Genomic DNA, 16,705 nt, shown 5'->3' on the forward strand with positions numbered 1-16,705 from the left:
ATATATGAGAGCTCAGTATTGAGAGAAAACGTTACACAACAGAGCAGCGGCTTGCTAGGCAAGCCCGGCCTTTATGCGGCCTCCTGCTGCCCTTCGTTCGGTTCCGGCGCCATTTTCTTCGCCAAGTATACGGCTACGAAAACGGCCGTAATGCCGCCTATCAGCTTCCCGACAATCATCGGGAAGATCATTTCCTTGGCGACCCCGGCGGTAAAGCCGAGGTGATCGCCGAATACGAATGCCGCGGACACGGCAAAGGCCACGTTGATGACCTTGCCCCGGGCATCCATGTCCTTCATCATCCCGAACATCGGGATGACGTTGGCGAGCGTGGCGACCATGCCCGCCGCCGCAATCTCGTTCATGCCGAGCATTTTGCCCAGCTTCATCAGCGGCTTGTTGAATACCTTCGTGATGACAAAGACCATCGCGAAGGCGCCGGCCAGTACAATGGAAATGTCGCCGACAATCTTGATTCCTTCCTCAATCGGCGCGAGTCCGGGAATAATCGTGATGTCCGTCAGCTGCTGCGTAATGCCGGCCGCGAGCCCCAGCGTCGCGACGATAACAATGAACTGTCCGAAAATGGTGAAGCCTTTGATCATGCCCTGCGGGAACTTCCACAAGCCAAGCACGATCAGCAGGGCGAACAGCAGAATCGGCACCAGGTTGGACACAATCATCATAATCGGAAAACCTGCCGCTAATCCCCCGAGCAAGCAGCCGATTGGGATCGTGACAATGCCGGCCAAGACGCCGGTAGCCAAATATTTGTGGTCTTCCTTCTTAATGATGCCAAGCGCAACCGGAATGATGAATACGATAGTCGGCCCCAGCATGGCGCCGAGAATCGTACCGGCGAACAAGCCGGCTTCCGGCGTCTGCGCCAATTCCTGCGCCAATGAAAATCCGCCCATGTCATTGGCCAGCAGCGTCGTTGCGAACATCGCGGGGTCTGCTCCCAGCGCGCTGTACAGCGGGACGACAATCGGGCTTAACAGCTTGGCCAGCACGGGAGACAGCGAGATGATTCCGACCATCGCCAGTGTGAGCGAGCCCATGGCCATAAGTCCTTCATCGAATTGATGGCCAAGCCCGAATTTGTAACCGATGCACTTGTCGATGGCGCCGAGAATCATGAAAATAACCATGCCGTAAATGATGATTTCGTTAATCTCCACGAACGTGCTCCTCCATTCTTATTGTGCGTGTTGAATTGCGTGTTAGCGTTCGTATCGAACTATATATCGGAAAGGTTCAAAAAGGCGGTTTTTATGATCAAAAGCGGGCTTTTTGAACTGCCTATCGGAAATGCTGTCTGATTTCCTCGCTCGGGGAACGAAGCACGGTGCAATGAACAATCCGCTTTTCATCCATGGAGGAGGCGATCACCTTCATCCCTTGTTCCACGTCGCTCACGCTTCCCGTGAACACGGCGAGGAACTTGCCGCCAATCGCCATGCCGAGGTTCATCCTTTTCACATAAATATCGCACTGCTTCAAAGCCTCATTGAACGCATAAATCCCGGAAGAAACCGTTGACGTCTCCAAAATTCCGACGGCGTCCACGGGTTGGGAAGAATAGCGCTTCTTCAAGCCGTCCACGAGACCGGGATGAACGCCGTTCAGCATAAAATCGCTAATCCGGAATTCACCCGCTTCCGCCTTCGCGGAATCCATCGCCGCCTGTACGTCAGCGGTATCGCCGCTCATAATGATGAGGAACTTGCCTGGGCAAATCGGCTTCAGATGATGCACGTCCACGGGAGAGGTCTTCAGCATGCGATCCGCCGTTTCGTATCCTTTGCTGATGCTGCGAAGCTCCACTACACCAATCGCGCTACTCATGGCGGGCCACCTCGATCGAATCGACGATGCCCACGATGACCGCGTCAACGGGCACGTCCGCATTGGCTATCGATGTCCGGGCCGCGCTTCCTGTCGTAACGAGCACGGTGTCGCCGATGCCTGCTCCCGCGTTGTCCGCGGCGACGAAATGGTCGCGCTGAACCGGCGCGCCGTCCACCGATAACGGCTTGACCACCAGAAAGGTCAGCCCGTTTAGCTTATTGTCTTTACGGGTAGCCCACAGGCTGCCCGCCACTTTTCCCACGATCATAGGTTCACCTCGCCCGTTATCTTCTGTGCACCCGCATCTGCTGCGTGCGCATATAATCCTGCGCCAGCGGCGTAATAATCGCGTGCCGATCAATCACGATTTCCGTTTTGTTTTGGAGACGGCATTTTTTGAGCTCGGCTTCGGTAATGACTTTGCCGTGCAGCGCTTCCGGCTGGGAAAGCGCCTCAGCATCCGAATACGCAGCTTCGCCCCCCGCTTCGGGCACAATCGCCGCTCCTCCGTCTTCCAGACAAGCCGCCGGCAGCTCCGTCTGCTTGACCACACGGATGCCGTAGCCGCGAAGCTTGTCCACCATGCCGTCGTACAGCTTATACAGCAGGACAGGCGCTGTCGGCTTGTATTTCCGGTAAGCCAGCCCGTCCTCCAGCAAGATGACCTTCCTTCCCTTCAACAGCATCGTCAGCACGAATCGCTCGCGCGGGCCCGCGCTGATGCCATTGGCCAGGTTGGACAACAGCTGGATGCATGTCTTCGGAATGAGGAGCAGGTCGCAGTCCCGGAGCGACTCGTCGTAATAATGCACGTCATAATGCGGTTGTAGGACGCTCTCCAGTCCCGGAGCCGGCTCCGCAGCCAGCAGAACCGCCTGCTTCCTGGACGCGGCTGTCTCGGCTTCGGCGGCCTGCCGCAGCCTTTTCAATACTTCGGCCGCAACCGCTTCAATCAACGCTGCCCGATCCGGAGCTTCCATGTTCATAATTTCACACTCCTAGACCTAGTCCTAGTTGGTCTTTTTCAAAATCTTGCCCTTCGTGCCTTTCACAAAGCCGCACGCATTCGCCTCGTCATAGTCGATATGCATGTACGTTTCATAGTTCGGGCTCACCCGCACCAGCACGTCGTCGAAAATAAGCGGACGCTTGCCGTACACTTTCACCTGCACGATTTCGCCGTTCTCCACATTGTATTTCGCGGCGTCTTCCGCCTTCACGTGGATATGGCGCTGCGCGGCGATCAAGCCTCGCTCCAGCCGGATCATGTTGCTGCCCGAAGCGATGACGATGCCCGGAGTTCCTTCCAGCTTGCCGCTCTCTCTGACGGGAACAGGGATGCCCAGCACGACGGCGTCCGTCTGCGAGACCTCCACCTGCGATTCCTTGCGTTCCGGCCCCAGCACGACGACGTTGTGCAGAGCGCCCTTCGGCCCGATCAGCGTGACGCGCTCTTTGCAAGCGTATTGTCCCGGCTGGGACAGATCCTTCGCCTTCGTCAGTTGATAGCCTGGGCCGAACAGCGCATCAATCGCTTCCCGGTTCAAGTGCACATGCTTGCCGGATGCTTCGATCTCGATGCAGGCTTCATCCCGCACCCGCTTGACCACTTCATTCACGATGCTTTCTACCAGTTGATTATCCACCATTCTCACCTCAAGAATTGTACTGTCCTACGCGGATTCGGAACATGATGATCCAGAACAATGAAGACAGCCGGTTCAGCGTCCGAATGATGTCTTCGCGCTCGGCGCCTCCGTGCTCCGTTTTGAAGGCTTGGTAAGCCAGCAGCTCCGTCTCCCTCGTCAATGTGCGCAACGCATTTATGACAACAACCGCTTCGCCCATATCATAGCTGGGTTGAAAATGTTCCAATCCAAAGTATTTCTTGGGAAAATGGGACTGCTCGCGCAATTCCTTCGGTGTCATCCCAAGCAAATGAAATTCCTCGATGCTTTCGCTCAACACTTCACAGCGCACGATTTTTCGCACGAACTGTAAAATCTCTTCCAAATCGTCGACCAGCTTGGTCATGTTCAGCTTGGAGCAGCTGATTTGCGCTTCTAAAATTTTGGTTTCCAATGAATCCAGCTTGCCGCGGAATAAAATCCGGGGATGATCTTTAAAAACAAGCATATTTCCATATAAATGGGTCATATGCTCGGGCTTCGTCTCCAGAAAACCGCCGTACAGCGTGCGGAAACGTTTTTTTCCTTCGGCCGGGTCTTGCTGAGTGTCCAAGTTTTTGGTGATTTGAAGCTTGACTTCCTTCTTGGGCGCCGGGCTGTCTGCAGCGGGGGCTCCCACATAACGAAGCTCAATCTGATGATCGCTCAAAAAGCTTTTGGCGGAAGGGGTCAGAATCGTGCCCGCCGGAGCCTCATATACGGCAACCTCTTTCAGATTCTGATTCCGAAAGTGCTTGCGCAGCTCGCTTTCCGTAATCACAGCCATGTTTTCACATCCTTTTATTGCGTGCATCTTTGGTTACACGCGGGCGTCCGCGCCGCTGGCGATGAGCCGGCAGGCGGGGAGGGAGATGCGGCCGATGCCGCATCTCAGCTCCCTCTAACCCGTCAGGCTTGTCCGGAGTCGGTTATTATTCGGCTTTTGTCTTAGGAAGGATGGCATCCACTTCCGTGTGCGGTCTTGGGATAACGTGCACGGACAGCAATTCGCCCACGCGCTCTGCCGCAGCCGCGCCTGCATCCGTTGCCGCTTTGACGGCACCTACGTCGCCGCGAACCATGACCGTGACGAGACCTGCGCCGATTTGCTCTTTGCCGATCAAAGTAACGTTAGCCGCTTTGACCATTGCGTCTGCTGCTTCGATTGCGCCTACCAGACCTTTTGTTTCTACCATTCCCAATGCGTTTGCGTTTGCCATGATTAAATTCCTCCTAGTGAGTTGTATGGTTTATATGAAATGTTGTGAAAAACCGGGTTAACTTAAAGATTCGATGCCGAGCTGCTTTCTGTATCCACATCGTGATCAGAAGCGGCTTTTTGAACTGCCTTTCGAATTACATTTCTGCCAGGATGCGTTTGACGATCAAATTGATCAACTGCTCTTTATCGCCAAGATCGATGCTTGCCGCTCCGGTCTGTGCTGCCGGCTTCTCAGCCAGGTCTTCCATTTCTCTAAGCCCGTAAGCGACTCGACGGATGTTGAGCAGATTGAGCGGGCTGATGTTGTCGGATGTCGAGCTTCCGCCGACTGCGCCGCAGCCGAGCGTAAGCGCCGGTGCAATCGCCGTCGTCGCGCCGATGCCGCCAAGTGTTCCCGGCGTATTGACCAGCAAGCGGGATACCGGCTTCTTCAGTGCGAACTCCCGGACAATCTCTTCATTCTCGGAATGAATGACCATCGTATGTCCGGCGCCTTCCCCGTTCAAAATCTCGATGCAGCGCTCGCACGCCGCTTCCCAGCTGTCTTCGGTGTAGAACGCCAGGATTGGAGCCAGCTTCTCGCGCGAATACGGAACGTTGCGGCCGACGCGGTTCTCTTCGGCAATCAGCACGCGCGTGCCCGCCGGAATATCCAGGTTCGCCAGCTTCGCGATATGCTCTACGCTGCGACCGACGATTTGCGGGTTCATCGTGCCATTGGCCCGCATAATGAATTTCCCAAGCTGTGCGGCTTCCTCTGCGGAGAGGAAGTACGCGCCCTGCTTCTTGAATTCAGCGATAACCGCATCCTTGCTGCATGCTTCGACGACGACGGATTGCTCCGATGCGCAAATGGTGCCGTTGTCGAATGTCTTGGAATCCATGATGCGCTTGACCGCAAGCGGAATGTTGGCGCTCTTCTCGATAAAGGCAGGGCCGTTGCCCGGGCCGACGCCGATGGCCGGCGTGCCGGACGAGTAAGCCGCTTTGACCATAGCCGTTCCGCCGGTAGCGAGAATCAAGGCAACATCGTCGTGCTTCATCAATTGATCGGTGCCTTGAATCGTCGGAACCGACATCACCGCAATCGCGCCCTCCGGACAGCCCGCCTGTACGGCCGCTTCGCTGATAATCTTCACCGTCTCCAGAATGCACTTCAGCGCATTCGGATGCGGGGAGAAGACGATGCTGTTCCCGGCTTTAAGCGCAATGAGCGCTTTGTAGATAACGGTCGATGTCGGGTTGGTGGATGGAATCAGGCCGGCAATAACGCCGACAGGCACGGCCACCTCCATCACCTTGTGCGCTTTGTCCTCTTTCAGGACGCCAACCGTCTTCATATCTTTAATCGAGTCATACACTTGCTTCGAAGCGAATGCGTTTTTGATGATCTTGTCCTGCCAACGGCCGAAGCCCGTTTCTTCATTGGCCATCTTCGCCAGCTTCTCACGGTTCTGATAGCCGGCATCGGCGATCGCTTTGACAATCGCGTCGATCTGCTCCTGCGACATCGTGGCCAGTCGGGCTTGCGCCTCTTTGGCTTTTTTGATCAGATTGCGGACTTCTTGAATGGATCTTAGGTCTTTATCCAATGTTTCCATCAATACTCCTTCTCTCCGTTACTTTTTTGTTACGAGGTGGCTTTTTTCGTTTTCTTCGCTCGTTTCGCTGCCGGCGCGACGGCCGGCTCTGTGCGCGGTGACTGTGCATCGCTGCGGCTTGGCTGCGCGCTTGCCTTCATCTCGGCAGCCGGCGCAGGAGCTTCGGCCTTGGCGGCAGGCGCAGACATGCTTCCGGTCCGGCCGGAATCCGGTTGAACCGCGGCTTCCGCCTTGCTTGCCGCTGCGGTCTCTCCTGCCGGCGCTGCGGCGTTCACCTCAGCCTTAGCCTCAGCCGGTTCTGCCGCGGGAGGAGCTTCCGCTGCTTCCTCAGCGGCTGAAGACGTTGCCGCGACTTTCTCGCCCGCTGGCGCTTCGTCTCCGGCGGGGGCTGCCTCCCCGGCCTGCGGCTCATTGGCGTCTGCGTCAACCGGACCCGCCACCATGGCGGCCGTCTCCTCATGCAGACGCGCAATGACATGCCTTGTCAGCAGCACATTCAACTGCTTCGCCGCCTCGGCTCCCGCTTCCACGGCAGCCTGCACGGCGCCGACGTCGCCGCTCAGCTTGACCGTCACCAATCCGCCCTTGACGATCTCCGCGCCGATGCAGGTGACGCTCGCCGCTTTCAAGGCGGCATCCGCCGCGGCGATGGCTCCCAGATAGCCTCTGACTTCCACCAAACCTAACGCGTTATGTCTCATGGGCCGCTACCTTAATAGCTCGCCGGGTTATCGGCGACGAACTGGACAGCGTCCGCGAACGCGTCGCATGCCGCCTTGCAGGCAGACTGGCTGCCCGTCAGCAAGGCGCCGGCGAAGTTGGTCTCGGAAGGAGGACCGAAGAAGGCGGCCATCGTTACATCGGCGGCCTTCAGCGCCGCATCGATCGCATACATCGCTTCCAGCGGCGGGGCGATGAGATACGCCAGCGCTTCCCCTTCCTTGATGTTGGCGGTCTGGGACAAATAGCTTCCTGTACGGGAGACGCAATGGGCGAAATACGTGATGCTGTCATCCTCGTTGGCGCTAACGAAATGAGCGCCGGTCTCGATATAATCAACGGCAGCGTTCAAGCCGCTGCGCACTTCCTCCGGACTGGGGCCGGCCAATATCCCGATGACCTCGCCCGCCAGCTTCGTCGAAGCATTGGCCGAACCGGCGTACATGCTTCGCGCATAGACGACATCCACGGCAGCCGCTTTGGTCGCTTCGTCCAGCGCCGTATAGGTTACATCGTCAATGTCTGCGGTAAGGATCCCCAGGCTTTTATGATGCGGCTTCAGCTCCAGCGTACCAGCCAGATCCGGACTTACGTTGGGAATCAGCTTAACGCCTAACACCTTGGCATGAATCGGATCGTTTCTCATACGAGCCTCCTTGCGATTTTATAATTGCGAGAACTTCCTCTACAGTTTCAGATCAATCCCCGATGCTTTGCGGTCAATCATCGTCTTAATCAATTCGGCGATATGCGCGCCCGCTTCCACCGCAGGCGTTCCGCCCGAATGGATGTTGGAAATCACCGTGCGCCGCGCTTCCGGCATGCCGACCGTCGGCTTATAGGCGATGTAGGCGCTCATCGATTCCGCCGTAACCAGCCCCGGCCGCTCGCCGACCAGCAGGCAGACCACGTCAGCCTCGGTGACGTCGCCGATGACATCCATCGATGGCACGCGGCAATGCTTGACGAACAAAATATTGCCGGTCTCGATGCCATACATCTTGAGACCTTGGGTGATCGCCGGCACGATGTCGCGCAGATTTGCTTCGATCGCGGCCGAGCTCAGGCCGTCGCCGACCATCATCTGCACCTTGGCGCCCTTGGCTGTGTGCTGCTTAATATATTCAATCGTCTCTGCGGAGAACTGGCGCCCCAGATCCGGCCGGGTAATGTATTCATCCTTGTCCCGGCACATCGTCTCGATCGCCACCAGATTCATTTCCTTCACGAAATCCTCGGACACGTAAGAGAATACGGCATCCTGGGCGGCGGCGTGGTCAGCGCGGAACCGCAGCGACGTAATGGTTTTGTAGCGCGGGCCCGCACGCCATACGCCAAGACGGGCCGGCGTCTTTTCCTTCATCTTCATATAGCCTTCGCGATCGGCCGGTTCGGGAACGAGCAGCTGCTTGCGCAGGTCGATCTCCGTAATATCGTCCAGACATTCGCCGCTGTCCGCTTTCTCTTCCTCAGGCAGCGCCATCTGCATGGCCGCGGCCGGAACCGGCTCGGTCACCGCCATCTGCGGGGCAGATGCGGGCTCGGCTGCCGGCTGGGCAGGCGCCTCGGCTTGGGCCGGCTTGGCGGCTTCCTGCGGCAAGTTGCCTACCATCTCGTTCAGAATCGATTCAATCATCGATTTCAGGTCTTTTTCATTCATGAGAGCTTCCCCCTTTCCTTACTTGAGAAACACTGACGCGTCTCCGGCTTTTTTCGTCAGCTTGCCATTTTCGATGAAGCCCATTTTCTCCATCCACTGCTCGAACTCCCGGATTGGACGCAGGCCAAGCAATTCGCGCAGCGTCGCGGTCTCGTGATAGCCGGTGGTCTGATAGTTCAGCATGACATCGTCGCCATGCGGGATGCCCATGAAGAAGTTGCATCCTGCCGTCGTCAGCAGCACGGCCAGATTTTCCAGGTCGTTCTGATCGGCCTTCATATGGTTCGTGTAGCAAGCGTCGCAGCCCATGGAGATGCCCGTCAGCTTGCCCATAAAGTGATCCTCCAGCCCGGCGCGGATAACCTGCTTCGCATCATACAAGTATTCAGGGCCGATGAACCCGACGACCGTGTTGACGAGGAACGGATTGAACCGCTTGGCGAAGCCGTAGCAGCGCGCTTCCATCGTCACCTGGTCGATTCCGTGGTGGGCTTCGGAAGACAGCTCCGAGCCTTGGCCCGTCTCGAAGTACATCACGTCCGGACCGGACACTTGGCCATGCCGCAGCACGAGCTGCTGCGCTTCCTCGATCGTGGCGGCGTTGAAGCCGAATGCCGCGTTGCCTTTCTCCGAGCCGGCAATGGATTGGAAGATAAGGCCGGTCGGCGCGCCGCGCTTGACCGCTTCCATCTGGGTCGTGACATGGGCCAGCACGCAGGTCTGCGTCGGAATCTCCCACTTCTGGCGGAACTCCTCGAACCGCTTCAGGACGCGCGTTACGCTCTCGACGGAGTCGTCCACCGGATTAAGCCCCAATACCGCGTCCCCGATGCCGAACGTCAAGCCTTCCATCAGGGAAGCCATGATGCCGTCCGGATCGTCGGTCGGGTGGTTCGGCTGCAGGCGGGCCGACAACGTGCCCGGACGGCCGATCGTCGTGTTGGCGCGGGCCGTCACCCGAATCTTCTTCGCCCCGTACATCAGGTCGAGGTTGGACATGATTTTGGCGACCGCGGCCACCATTTCGGCGGTCAGCCCGCGGGATACGCGCTTGATGTCTTGTTCGGTCGTGTTATCGTCCAGAATCCACTCCCGCAGCTCTTCCACGGTCCAGTTCTGAATCTCGCTGTAAATGCGCTCATTGACCTGGTCCTGAATAATGCGGGTAACCTCGTCCTGCTCATAAGGAACCGCAGGATTGTTGCGCAAGTCCTTCAGCGTAATCTGGGACAGCACCACCTTGGCTGCCACGCGCTCTTCCGAAGACGTGGCCCCGAGTCCAGCCAGCATATCCCCCGATTTTTCTTCATTCGCTTTGGCCATCACTTCCATCAGCGTGTTGAACTGATAGGTGCGGCCGAACAGTCTCGTTTTTAAAATCACAAAAGCTCCTCCTTTCAAATGCACCCAATGGATTGGTTCAACCTCAATTAATGAAACACAAGCGTTTTGATAACGACAGGCAATACCTTGCCCTCCGCAATCGGCTTGCCGATGTCGATATAGTCGCCGTTGTCGACCTGCACGCTGTCGATGCAGACGACATCCTTCTTGTAATCCAGCAGGGCGTACAGCGTCTGTCCCAGCACCTTCGCCATATCGTGGTGGACAATCACGATTAGCGGGTACTCCCTTTCCAGCAGCTCCGCCATGCCTTCGCGCAATCCGTACGCATACTTCTGCACCTCTTGGAAGCTTGGGCTCTTCTTCCCTTCCAAAGCAATGGCGACCCGCTGCAGATCATTGTTCAGCTTGAACCAGTTCAATTTGTCGGCGATAGCCTGGGCCAGCGCCTCGGCGCTCCCCGATTCATCCGCAGACGCAAGCTTCAGAATCGGAATGTTTTTGATCGGGAAGCTCTCTTCCGTGTAGGTAATCGTGCTTCCGCTAATCTCGGTCGTATGGGAACCGGCCCCCACGACGGTGGCCCGGATGGTCTCGGCCGATCGCGCCACGGTCATCCGCTGCGTCAACGGGGAAGCGGCAATCGCTCTCCCAAGCAGGATTCCGATATCTCCATACTGGAACACATCGCCCGGCGCTTCCTGGTACACATAGTCGGCTACCCCTCCGGAGAAGGAGATGCACGGTATGTCCCGGTCCAGCTTCAGCCCTTTGTTGGTGACGATCGTGTCGTAGAAATCACCCGGCGGCCGGAGCCCGACGCTTTCCTCGAGCAGCTTCACCATCTCCCCGATGATCGGCTCCAGCGCGGCCGGCGTCACCTGCTGCCCAAGAGCCAGCTGCAATCCCCTTCGTTCCGCGAGCTGCTTGATCTTTGGCGCGATATACGTAATCTCGTGCGTCCGTTGGTCGACCTTGATCAGGCGGCCCCCGATGTCGAGACATCCCGTGTCCAGCAGCTCTCCATCGTCGAATAAGGCCAGATTGCTAGTCCCGCCGCCAATATCGATATTGACGATGGACGTCGAATGCTCCTTGGAATACGTGTGGGCCCCCGCGCCTTTGGCGGCAATGATGCTTTCCAGGTCCGGGCCTGCGGTGGCGACCACGAAGTCTCCGGCGAAGCCGCTTAGCGACTGCAGCACTTCATTGGCATTGTCCTTGCGGGCCGTCTCGCCCGTAATGATGACAGCGCCGGTTTGGATTTCTTCCTTGCGGATGCCCGCTTTCCGGTACTGCTCTTGCACGAACGTCTGGATTTGCCCGGCGTCAATCCGGTTGTCCGCCAGCACGGGCGTGAAGCAGATATCGCTCCGGTAGACCACTTCTTTGTCCGTAATGACCAAGCGGGGCACCGAAAAGGACGATGCCAGGTTCTGAATATGCAGCTTCGACAGCACGAGCTGGGTCGTCGAGGTCCCCATATCGATGCCAACGCTTAGCAGTTGCTCGTTCACGTCTCTCCCCCCCGTCGCTTGATACACATATATGCACGCAAAAAGGCTTAAAGTTATATCCCCCTCCCGCTTAGCGGGAATGGGTAACCTTAAGCCTCTTTGCTTACAGAACTACATCCTTGTAGCCCGATTCATTATTATTTTTTGAAGGTGAACGTCACGGTCGTGCCTTTCGACGGGCCGGACTCGATGTCAAGCTTGCCCTTCAGCTTGTCCTTCACATAACTGCGGACAATGGACAAGCCCAAGCTTTTGTTGGACACGTCCTTCACGGGGAAGCCGACGCCGTCATCCGCCACGACCACGGTAACCAATCCGCCATCCAGCTGCGCGTTCACTGTAATCGTGCCGTACGAGCAATCCCCAAACGCATGCTCATAGCTATTATGCAGCAGTTCGCTCACAATGAGCGCGATCGCGACCGTGCGATCGCTGTCCAGGCAGATGCTTGGCGAAGCCTCAATCTTGATGGCGACATTGCTGCAATCGACGAAGCAGCGCTCGATATTCGAAGCGATGAGCCGAATAACGTCAAGCAAGTCCACCTGCGCATCGATCTCCGTCGACAACAGCTCATGGGTCGCCGCGATGGCAAGCACCCGGCTGACACTGTCATTCAAGCATTTTTTGGCTTCCGGGCTGTCGCACTGCCGCGCCTGAATGCGGAGCAGCGACGCCACGGTCTGCAAATTGTTCTTGACCCGGTGATGAATCTCGCGGATAGCCACCGACTTCGAGACAATCTCCGCTTCCTTGTGCTTGATCTCTGTCACGTCATGCAGGATGACGCCGATGCACAGATCCCGCTCCGCGATGGACAACCGCTTCACCTGATAATAAGAGCCGGCCACCTTCACATCTGTCGTCAGCGGACAGGAAGGAGAGGTGGAGTACTGCTTCATCACGTCGGAGAAAATCGTCTGATCCAGCGACAGATTATCATAATGCAGGCCCTGAATATCCTCCAAATAACCAAGCTTCCGGTAATAGGCGTCCGCCTTCTTGTTCTTCAGCTTCAAAAATCCGTGCTTGTCGAAGACGAGAACAGCATCCTCCAGCTGATTGATAATCGAATCCTTGAACCGCAGCATGGCGGTCAGCATCGAGGACATCTCGCCGTCTTCGTATTGCGTTCCCGTCACATTGAAGTGGGCTTGAATATTGTCGCTCACATCTTTTTCATAGATGACGACCGCAATGACACCTTCCTGGTTTTTGATGGGATACACCGTCTGCCGAACCAGATGATTTTCCTGCGTGTTGGCGATGAGACCCTGCGACATGATTCCGGTCTCCAGCGTCCTCAGGACGCCGGGCTCGTTCTCGCGCAGCGCCTTCTCGCCCTCGACCGGGCGCTCGTACAGCGATTTGCCGTCATCCGGACGGCGGTGGTACACCACGATCGCCTCATTGCCCATGCTGGACAGGACGTCGATGAACACATCATCCTTCACTTCGGACATTTCGAACGACTCGGCAATCTCCGTCAGCCGGGTAATATCCGCCTCCGTCAGTGCCGTGTGCCGCTTGCACAGCCGCCGAATCCGTTCCTTGATCTCAATCATAGGAAATGACGATGGTTGTTGCAATTTCGATCATCGGACACCGTCGATCCATGCTAAGTTTGCGCAGGGTCTGATAGGCTTCTTCTTCGGTGCAGCCATTTTCCTTCATCAGAATCCCTTTTGCCTTTTCAACCGCTTTCCGCTCTTCCATCTTCTGCGACAGCTTCGATAGATTTTGTTCCAGCTTGCGTATTTCCTTGCCTTTGGCTATGGTCACTTCGACCATGGGAATGAACGACTTTTCATCGAGCGGCTTTACCAGATAACCAAGCGCACCGATAGAGGTTGCTTTTTCAATCGTCTGTTTGTCGCTGAATGCCGTCAGGAGAATAACTCCGCCGGCCAGCTGCTCTGAAATGATTCGTTTACCCGCCTTCAACCCATCCAGTATGGGCATTTGAACATCCAGGATGACCAGGTCGGGCAGATGCTTTTTGCATAATTCGATGGCTTCAAACCCATCAGAAGCTTCGCCTACTACGTTGTAGTCCGCCTCTTCCAGCATCTCACGAATATCCATTCTTGTAATAGGTTCGTCGTCGACTATTACAATTTTTCCATTCATGTGTCATGCACCTCTATGTCGATATTTGCTTGTATCCGGCTAACCAACCGCCTACTCCTCCAAGTAAGCCCGAAGAGCGTCCACTCCTACGTTCTCCACCGTTGAGACCTCGAAAATGCGCTCTGCGCCCGCCGCTTGCAGAAAAGCTCTCGCTTGCGCGATATCCTCATCTGTCCGGGCGAGCTCGGTCTTGGTCACAATCCCAATGACCGGCTTGGCGAACATCGTCGCGAAGGCCGGCGGAAAATAGCTTTCTTCCTTTGTGCAATCTTGCACAAGCCCGATTACATCGGCGTCGACGCTCGACACAAGGAGCATCTTATACAAATAACGGTTCTCGATGCACTCCCCCGGCGTATCGATCGCTTGGTCGAAGGTCTCCACCGCTTGCGTCTTTTTGTAAGCAATCTCCTGGCCGTGCAGCCATTGGCACAGCGTCGTCTTGCCCGAGCCGGTGCTGCCGGCGAAAATAATGGTCTTCATGATCGCTTCTCCTACGTTCTCGTAATCTTCGCAGCCGAGAAGCCGAGAATGTTTTGCAGGCCCAGCAGAACTTCATTCACGGCCGATTCCACGGATGATACATCGCCTGTAATGACGAGCGATCCGCTGAAGCGGTCGACGAAGCCGATCTGCACGCCAGCCGCCTTGGTCGCGATGTCCGCGCCAATAATGGAGGCTTCGCTTGGCGTAATGGTCATGATGCCGATGGCATCCTGCGCATCGCTCCCCAAGCCCAGCTTCTTGTAAATATCCGGGTTTGGGTTCGCGATAATATGAGCCAGCGTGACCTGCTTCCCTGGCACGTACTCCTGAATGACGCGTTGTTTTTCGTTATGTTGGTCCATACTCTCATCACTCATTTCTTATGAGAAAACAACATCAAATAGCCGTAAAAAAACATAAAGACCCCTTAAAAGTTCACGTAGAATTTTTAAGAAGCCTCTTCGCTTTGATTGGTATGCAACACGCCTTTGTGTTACTTTTACTATACTTTGAAGCTGCAAACGTTGTCAACCTGAACGCGCATGGTATTTATTTGATTACTTAATATTGAAACATTTTGTTCAAAATTCCGACAATATCCGACACGACCGGAACGCGCGGATTCGTGGCGGTGCAGCCGTCCTTGAGCGCTCCCTCGGCAATCGATGCGCTCATCTCTTCCAGCAGCGCTTCGTCGACATTGCACTCCCGCAGCGACTGCGGCATGCGCAATTGCTTCTGCAGCTGCTTGATCGCTTGAACCAGACTGCGAACGCCGCTCTTCGGATTCGGAGCCGACAGCCCCAAGCTCTTGGAGATTTCTGCGTATCTGACCGCCGCGGCATTGCTTTCCTCTTTGCCGTAGCCCGGCTTGTAATCGGCATTGAATTCAATCACATGCGGCAGCAGCAGCGAATTCATGCGCCCGTGCGCAATCTTGAACTTCGCTCCGGCCACATGAGCGATGCCGTGATTGAGTCCGAGCGACGCGATATTGAACGCCATGCCCGCCAGACAGGAGGCATTGTGCATTTTCTCCCGCGCCTCCAGATCGTTTCCATCCTTGTATGCTCTCGGCAAATACGCAAAGACCAGCTTGATCGCCTTCTCCGCCAAGGCGTCGGATATATCATTCGCTTTGGTGGATACATACGCCTCGAGCGCGTGAGTCAGTACGTCCATTCCCGTATCGGCGGTAATGAAGTCCGGCACGCTCTTGACCAATTCCGGGTCCAGGATCGCTTCCTGCGGCAGCATATCATCGGATACGAGCGGGTACTTGATGTTTTTCTTCTTGTCGCTGATAACGGAGAACGATGTCACTTCCGAGCCCGTTCCGCTCGTTGTCGGAATCGCCACGAACGGCATATCGTGCTGATTTAATATTTTTTGGGCGAAAATCTTCATCGCCTTGGCCGCATCGATCGCGGAACCGCCGCCAATCGCAATCATCCGATCGGCCTGGAACGCTCCGAGCGCTTCGACGCCCTCCGTTACGATTTCGATCGGAGGATCGGGCACGATGTTGCTGAAAATGTATTGCTCGTTGCTCTCATGCAGCCGTTCGAACAGCATGTTAATCATCCCCGACTTGACCATGAACGGGTCGGTGACGATGAAGATTCGTTGATTCCGCCATTCCATGAGGCGATCCAGCGCGCCTTGCCCCAGATAAATGTCGGTTTTCATCGATATTTTGTCCATAACAGGCACCTCCAATGAAGTAGTTGGCAATAAAAAAAGAGACTTTTAAAAGAACGGATTCCTTTAAAAGCCTCTTCGCTTATGATATAGGTGCACGCCATTGTGCAACTCGCCATCATTCAATTGTCTACCATCACTGTACACCGTGAACCGGACATTCGTCAACCCGTCCGATCACGGCTGCCCTTATCGGCAGGCAGTAAAAAAAGGGACCTGCACGCCGCTGTGCATCCGTTCTTCGGCCTTGAAGAACGTCCCCGCTTGCCAAGCTATACTTCATCGTATCTGTTCGGCGGCGACCACCCGGCTGTGCCGACAGCAATGTCGGCTGCCTTCCTGCAAACCTAAAAAAAGCCTAGCGAGGCGGTAATCGTCACTAGACTTGTAAACCAGCCACTTTCGCCTCGAAATGACTGGTCCAGCAAAGTTACTAGGCAAAAGACCTGACTTAAGACCGCGAATTCGGTCTATCACAGTGGCGGGACCGCGTTGGATTTGCACCAAACTTCCATTGCCTATAACTTCTTCTGTTGTGCATGACGTGAATGGGCGTCCATTCGACATCATTATAGCATAAAAAAGTGGATTGGCAAGAATGTTACTAAAAAAATACCGGTTCATTTACATCGAAATGTTACCGAAGGGAAGTTGTGATGAAAGTGTCAACCGCCCATGATTGCCTGCGATTGGAATGAAACACGTCCGGGGCGCTAGAAATCGATCTGGTTGAACACAACGGCGAATCGTCGCTCGGCTCAAACGTAGAATGAAAAAAAAGTAGAAAATTGATCTAATTTGTTGAA

19 protein-coding genes and 1 riboswitch are annotated in these 16,705 nt (G+C 55.7%); of the genes, 1 reads left to right on the plus strand and 18 read right to left on the minus strand.

Going from position 1 to position 16,705, the window contains the following annotated elements:
* Positions 1 to 71: 71 nt before the first annotated feature.
* The 18 genes from eutH to NNL35_RS28290 form a co-directional block, all read right to left on the minus strand.
* Complete coding sequence (eutH, locus tag NNL35_RS28205) at positions 72 to 1,181, minus strand: ethanolamine utilization protein EutH (protein WP_006676872.1); 1,110 nt, start codon at positions 1,179 to 1,181, stop codon at positions 72 to 74.
* Positions 1,182 to 1,302: 121 nt separating this feature from the next.
* Entirely contained in the window at positions 1,303 to 1,848 is a 546-nt protein-coding gene (locus tag NNL35_RS28210; protein ID WP_006676871.1) for a BMC domain-containing protein, read from the minus strand.
* Positions 1,841 to 2,119 carry a EutN/CcmL family microcompartment protein gene (locus NNL35_RS28215; RefSeq protein WP_006676870.1) on the minus strand — a complete coding sequence of 93 codons (279 nt, stop codon included), beginning with the start codon at positions 2,117 to 2,119 and terminating at the stop codon, positions 1,841 to 1,843. Before NNL35_RS28215 ends, NNL35_RS28210 begins: the two co-directional genes overlap by 8 nt.
* Before the next feature lie 16 nt (positions 2,120 to 2,135).
* The gene (locus NNL35_RS28220) at positions 2,136 to 2,837 is read right to left on the minus strand and encodes a hypothetical protein (RefSeq protein WP_006676869.1); all 702 of its coding nucleotides are present in this window, start codon (positions 2,835 to 2,837) and stop codon (positions 2,136 to 2,138) included.
* Between the two features lie 24 nt (positions 2,838 to 2,861).
* The gene (gene eutD, locus NNL35_RS28225) at positions 2,862 to 3,497 is read right to left on the minus strand and encodes an ethanolamine utilization phosphate acetyltransferase EutD (RefSeq protein ID WP_006676868.1); all 636 of its coding nucleotides are present in this window, start codon (positions 3,495 to 3,497) and stop codon (positions 2,862 to 2,864) included.
* A 10-nt stretch (positions 3,498 to 3,507) separates the two neighbouring features.
* On the minus strand, positions 3,508 to 4,305 hold the full coding sequence (locus tag NNL35_RS28230; RefSeq protein ID WP_006676867.1) for an ethanolamine utilization cobalamin adenosyltransferase: 798 nt from the start codon (positions 4,303 to 4,305) through the stop codon (positions 3,508 to 3,510).
* 145 nt (positions 4,306 to 4,450) lie between these two features.
* On the minus strand, positions 4,451 to 4,738 hold the full coding sequence (gene pduA, locus NNL35_RS28235) for a propanediol utilization microcompartment protein PduA (protein WP_006676866.1): 288 nt from the start codon (positions 4,736 to 4,738) through the stop codon (positions 4,451 to 4,453).
* Between the two features lie 136 nt (positions 4,739 to 4,874).
* Positions 4,875 to 6,341, minus strand: coding sequence for an acetaldehyde dehydrogenase (acetylating) (locus tag NNL35_RS28240; RefSeq protein WP_006676865.1), 1,467 nt, complete (start codon positions 6,339 to 6,341; stop codon positions 4,875 to 4,877).
* A gap of 29 nt (positions 6,342 to 6,370) precedes the next feature.
* On the minus strand, positions 6,371 to 7,042 hold the full coding sequence (locus NNL35_RS30495) for a BMC domain-containing protein (RefSeq protein WP_083835542.1): 672 nt from the start codon (positions 7,040 to 7,042) through the stop codon (positions 6,371 to 6,373).
* Between the two features lie 11 nt (positions 7,043 to 7,053).
* Entirely contained in the window at positions 7,054 to 7,707 is a 654-nt protein-coding gene (gene eutL / locus NNL35_RS28250) for an ethanolamine utilization microcompartment protein EutL (RefSeq protein ID WP_006676863.1), read from the minus strand.
* A 39-nt stretch (positions 7,708 to 7,746) separates the two neighbouring features.
* The gene (eutC, locus tag NNL35_RS28255; RefSeq protein WP_006676862.1) at positions 7,747 to 8,721 is read right to left on the minus strand and encodes an ethanolamine ammonia-lyase subunit EutC; all 975 of its coding nucleotides are present in this window, start codon (positions 8,719 to 8,721) and stop codon (positions 7,747 to 7,749) included.
* An 18-nt stretch (positions 8,722 to 8,739) separates the two neighbouring features.
* A complete protein-coding gene (locus tag NNL35_RS28260) occupies positions 8,740 to 10,104 on the minus strand; it encodes an ethanolamine ammonia-lyase subunit EutB (RefSeq protein WP_006676861.1) in 1,365 nt (454 codons plus the stop codon).
* Between the two features lie 47 nt (positions 10,105 to 10,151).
* On the minus strand, positions 10,152 to 11,582 hold the full coding sequence (gene eutA / locus NNL35_RS28265) for an ethanolamine ammonia-lyase reactivating factor EutA (RefSeq protein WP_006676860.1): 1,431 nt from the start codon (positions 11,580 to 11,582) through the stop codon (positions 10,152 to 10,154).
* 137 nt (positions 11,583 to 11,719) lie between these two features.
* Positions 11,720 to 13,138 (minus strand): sensor histidine kinase, encoded by a 1,419-nt coding sequence (locus NNL35_RS28270; protein ID WP_420798529.1) that lies wholly within the window; start codon positions 13,136 to 13,138, stop codon positions 11,720 to 11,722.
* Position 13,139: 1 nt separating this feature from the next.
* Positions 13,140 to 13,712 (minus strand): ANTAR domain-containing response regulator, encoded by a 573-nt coding sequence (locus NNL35_RS28275; RefSeq protein ID WP_006676858.1) that lies wholly within the window; start codon positions 13,710 to 13,712, stop codon positions 13,140 to 13,142.
* Between the two features lie 51 nt (positions 13,713 to 13,763).
* Positions 13,764 to 14,195 carry a EutP/PduV family microcompartment system protein gene (locus tag NNL35_RS28280; RefSeq protein WP_006676857.1) on the minus strand — a complete coding sequence of 144 codons (432 nt, stop codon included), beginning with the start codon at positions 14,193 to 14,195 and terminating at the stop codon, positions 13,764 to 13,766.
* An 11-nt stretch (positions 14,196 to 14,206) separates the two neighbouring features.
* On the minus strand, positions 14,207 to 14,560 hold the full coding sequence (locus tag NNL35_RS28285) for a BMC domain-containing protein (RefSeq protein ID WP_006676856.1): 354 nt from the start codon (positions 14,558 to 14,560) through the stop codon (positions 14,207 to 14,209).
* A gap of 199 nt (positions 14,561 to 14,759) precedes the next feature.
* On the minus strand, positions 14,760 to 15,902 hold the full coding sequence (locus tag NNL35_RS28290) for a 1-propanol dehydrogenase PduQ (RefSeq protein ID WP_006676855.1): 1,143 nt from the start codon (positions 15,900 to 15,902) through the stop codon (positions 14,760 to 14,762).
* Positions 15,903 to 15,992: 90 nt separating this feature from the next.
* On the opposite strand from NNL35_RS28290, the gene NNL35_RS28295 reads away from it, so the two are divergent.
* A complete protein-coding gene (locus tag NNL35_RS28295) occupies positions 15,993 to 16,250 on the plus strand; it encodes a hypothetical protein (RefSeq protein WP_254553931.1) in 258 nt (85 codons plus the stop codon).
* 36 nt (positions 16,251 to 16,286) lie between these two features.
* A riboswitch (adenosylcobalamin (AdoCbl) riboswitch) is annotated at positions 16,287 to 16,438 on the minus strand.
* Between the last annotated feature and the right edge of the window lie 267 nt (positions 16,439 to 16,705).

It is taken from the genome of Paenibacillus dendritiformis, assembly GCF_945605565.1.
Lineage (GTDB): Bacteria > Bacillota > Bacilli > Paenibacillales > Paenibacillaceae > Paenibacillus_B > Paenibacillus_B dendritiformis_A.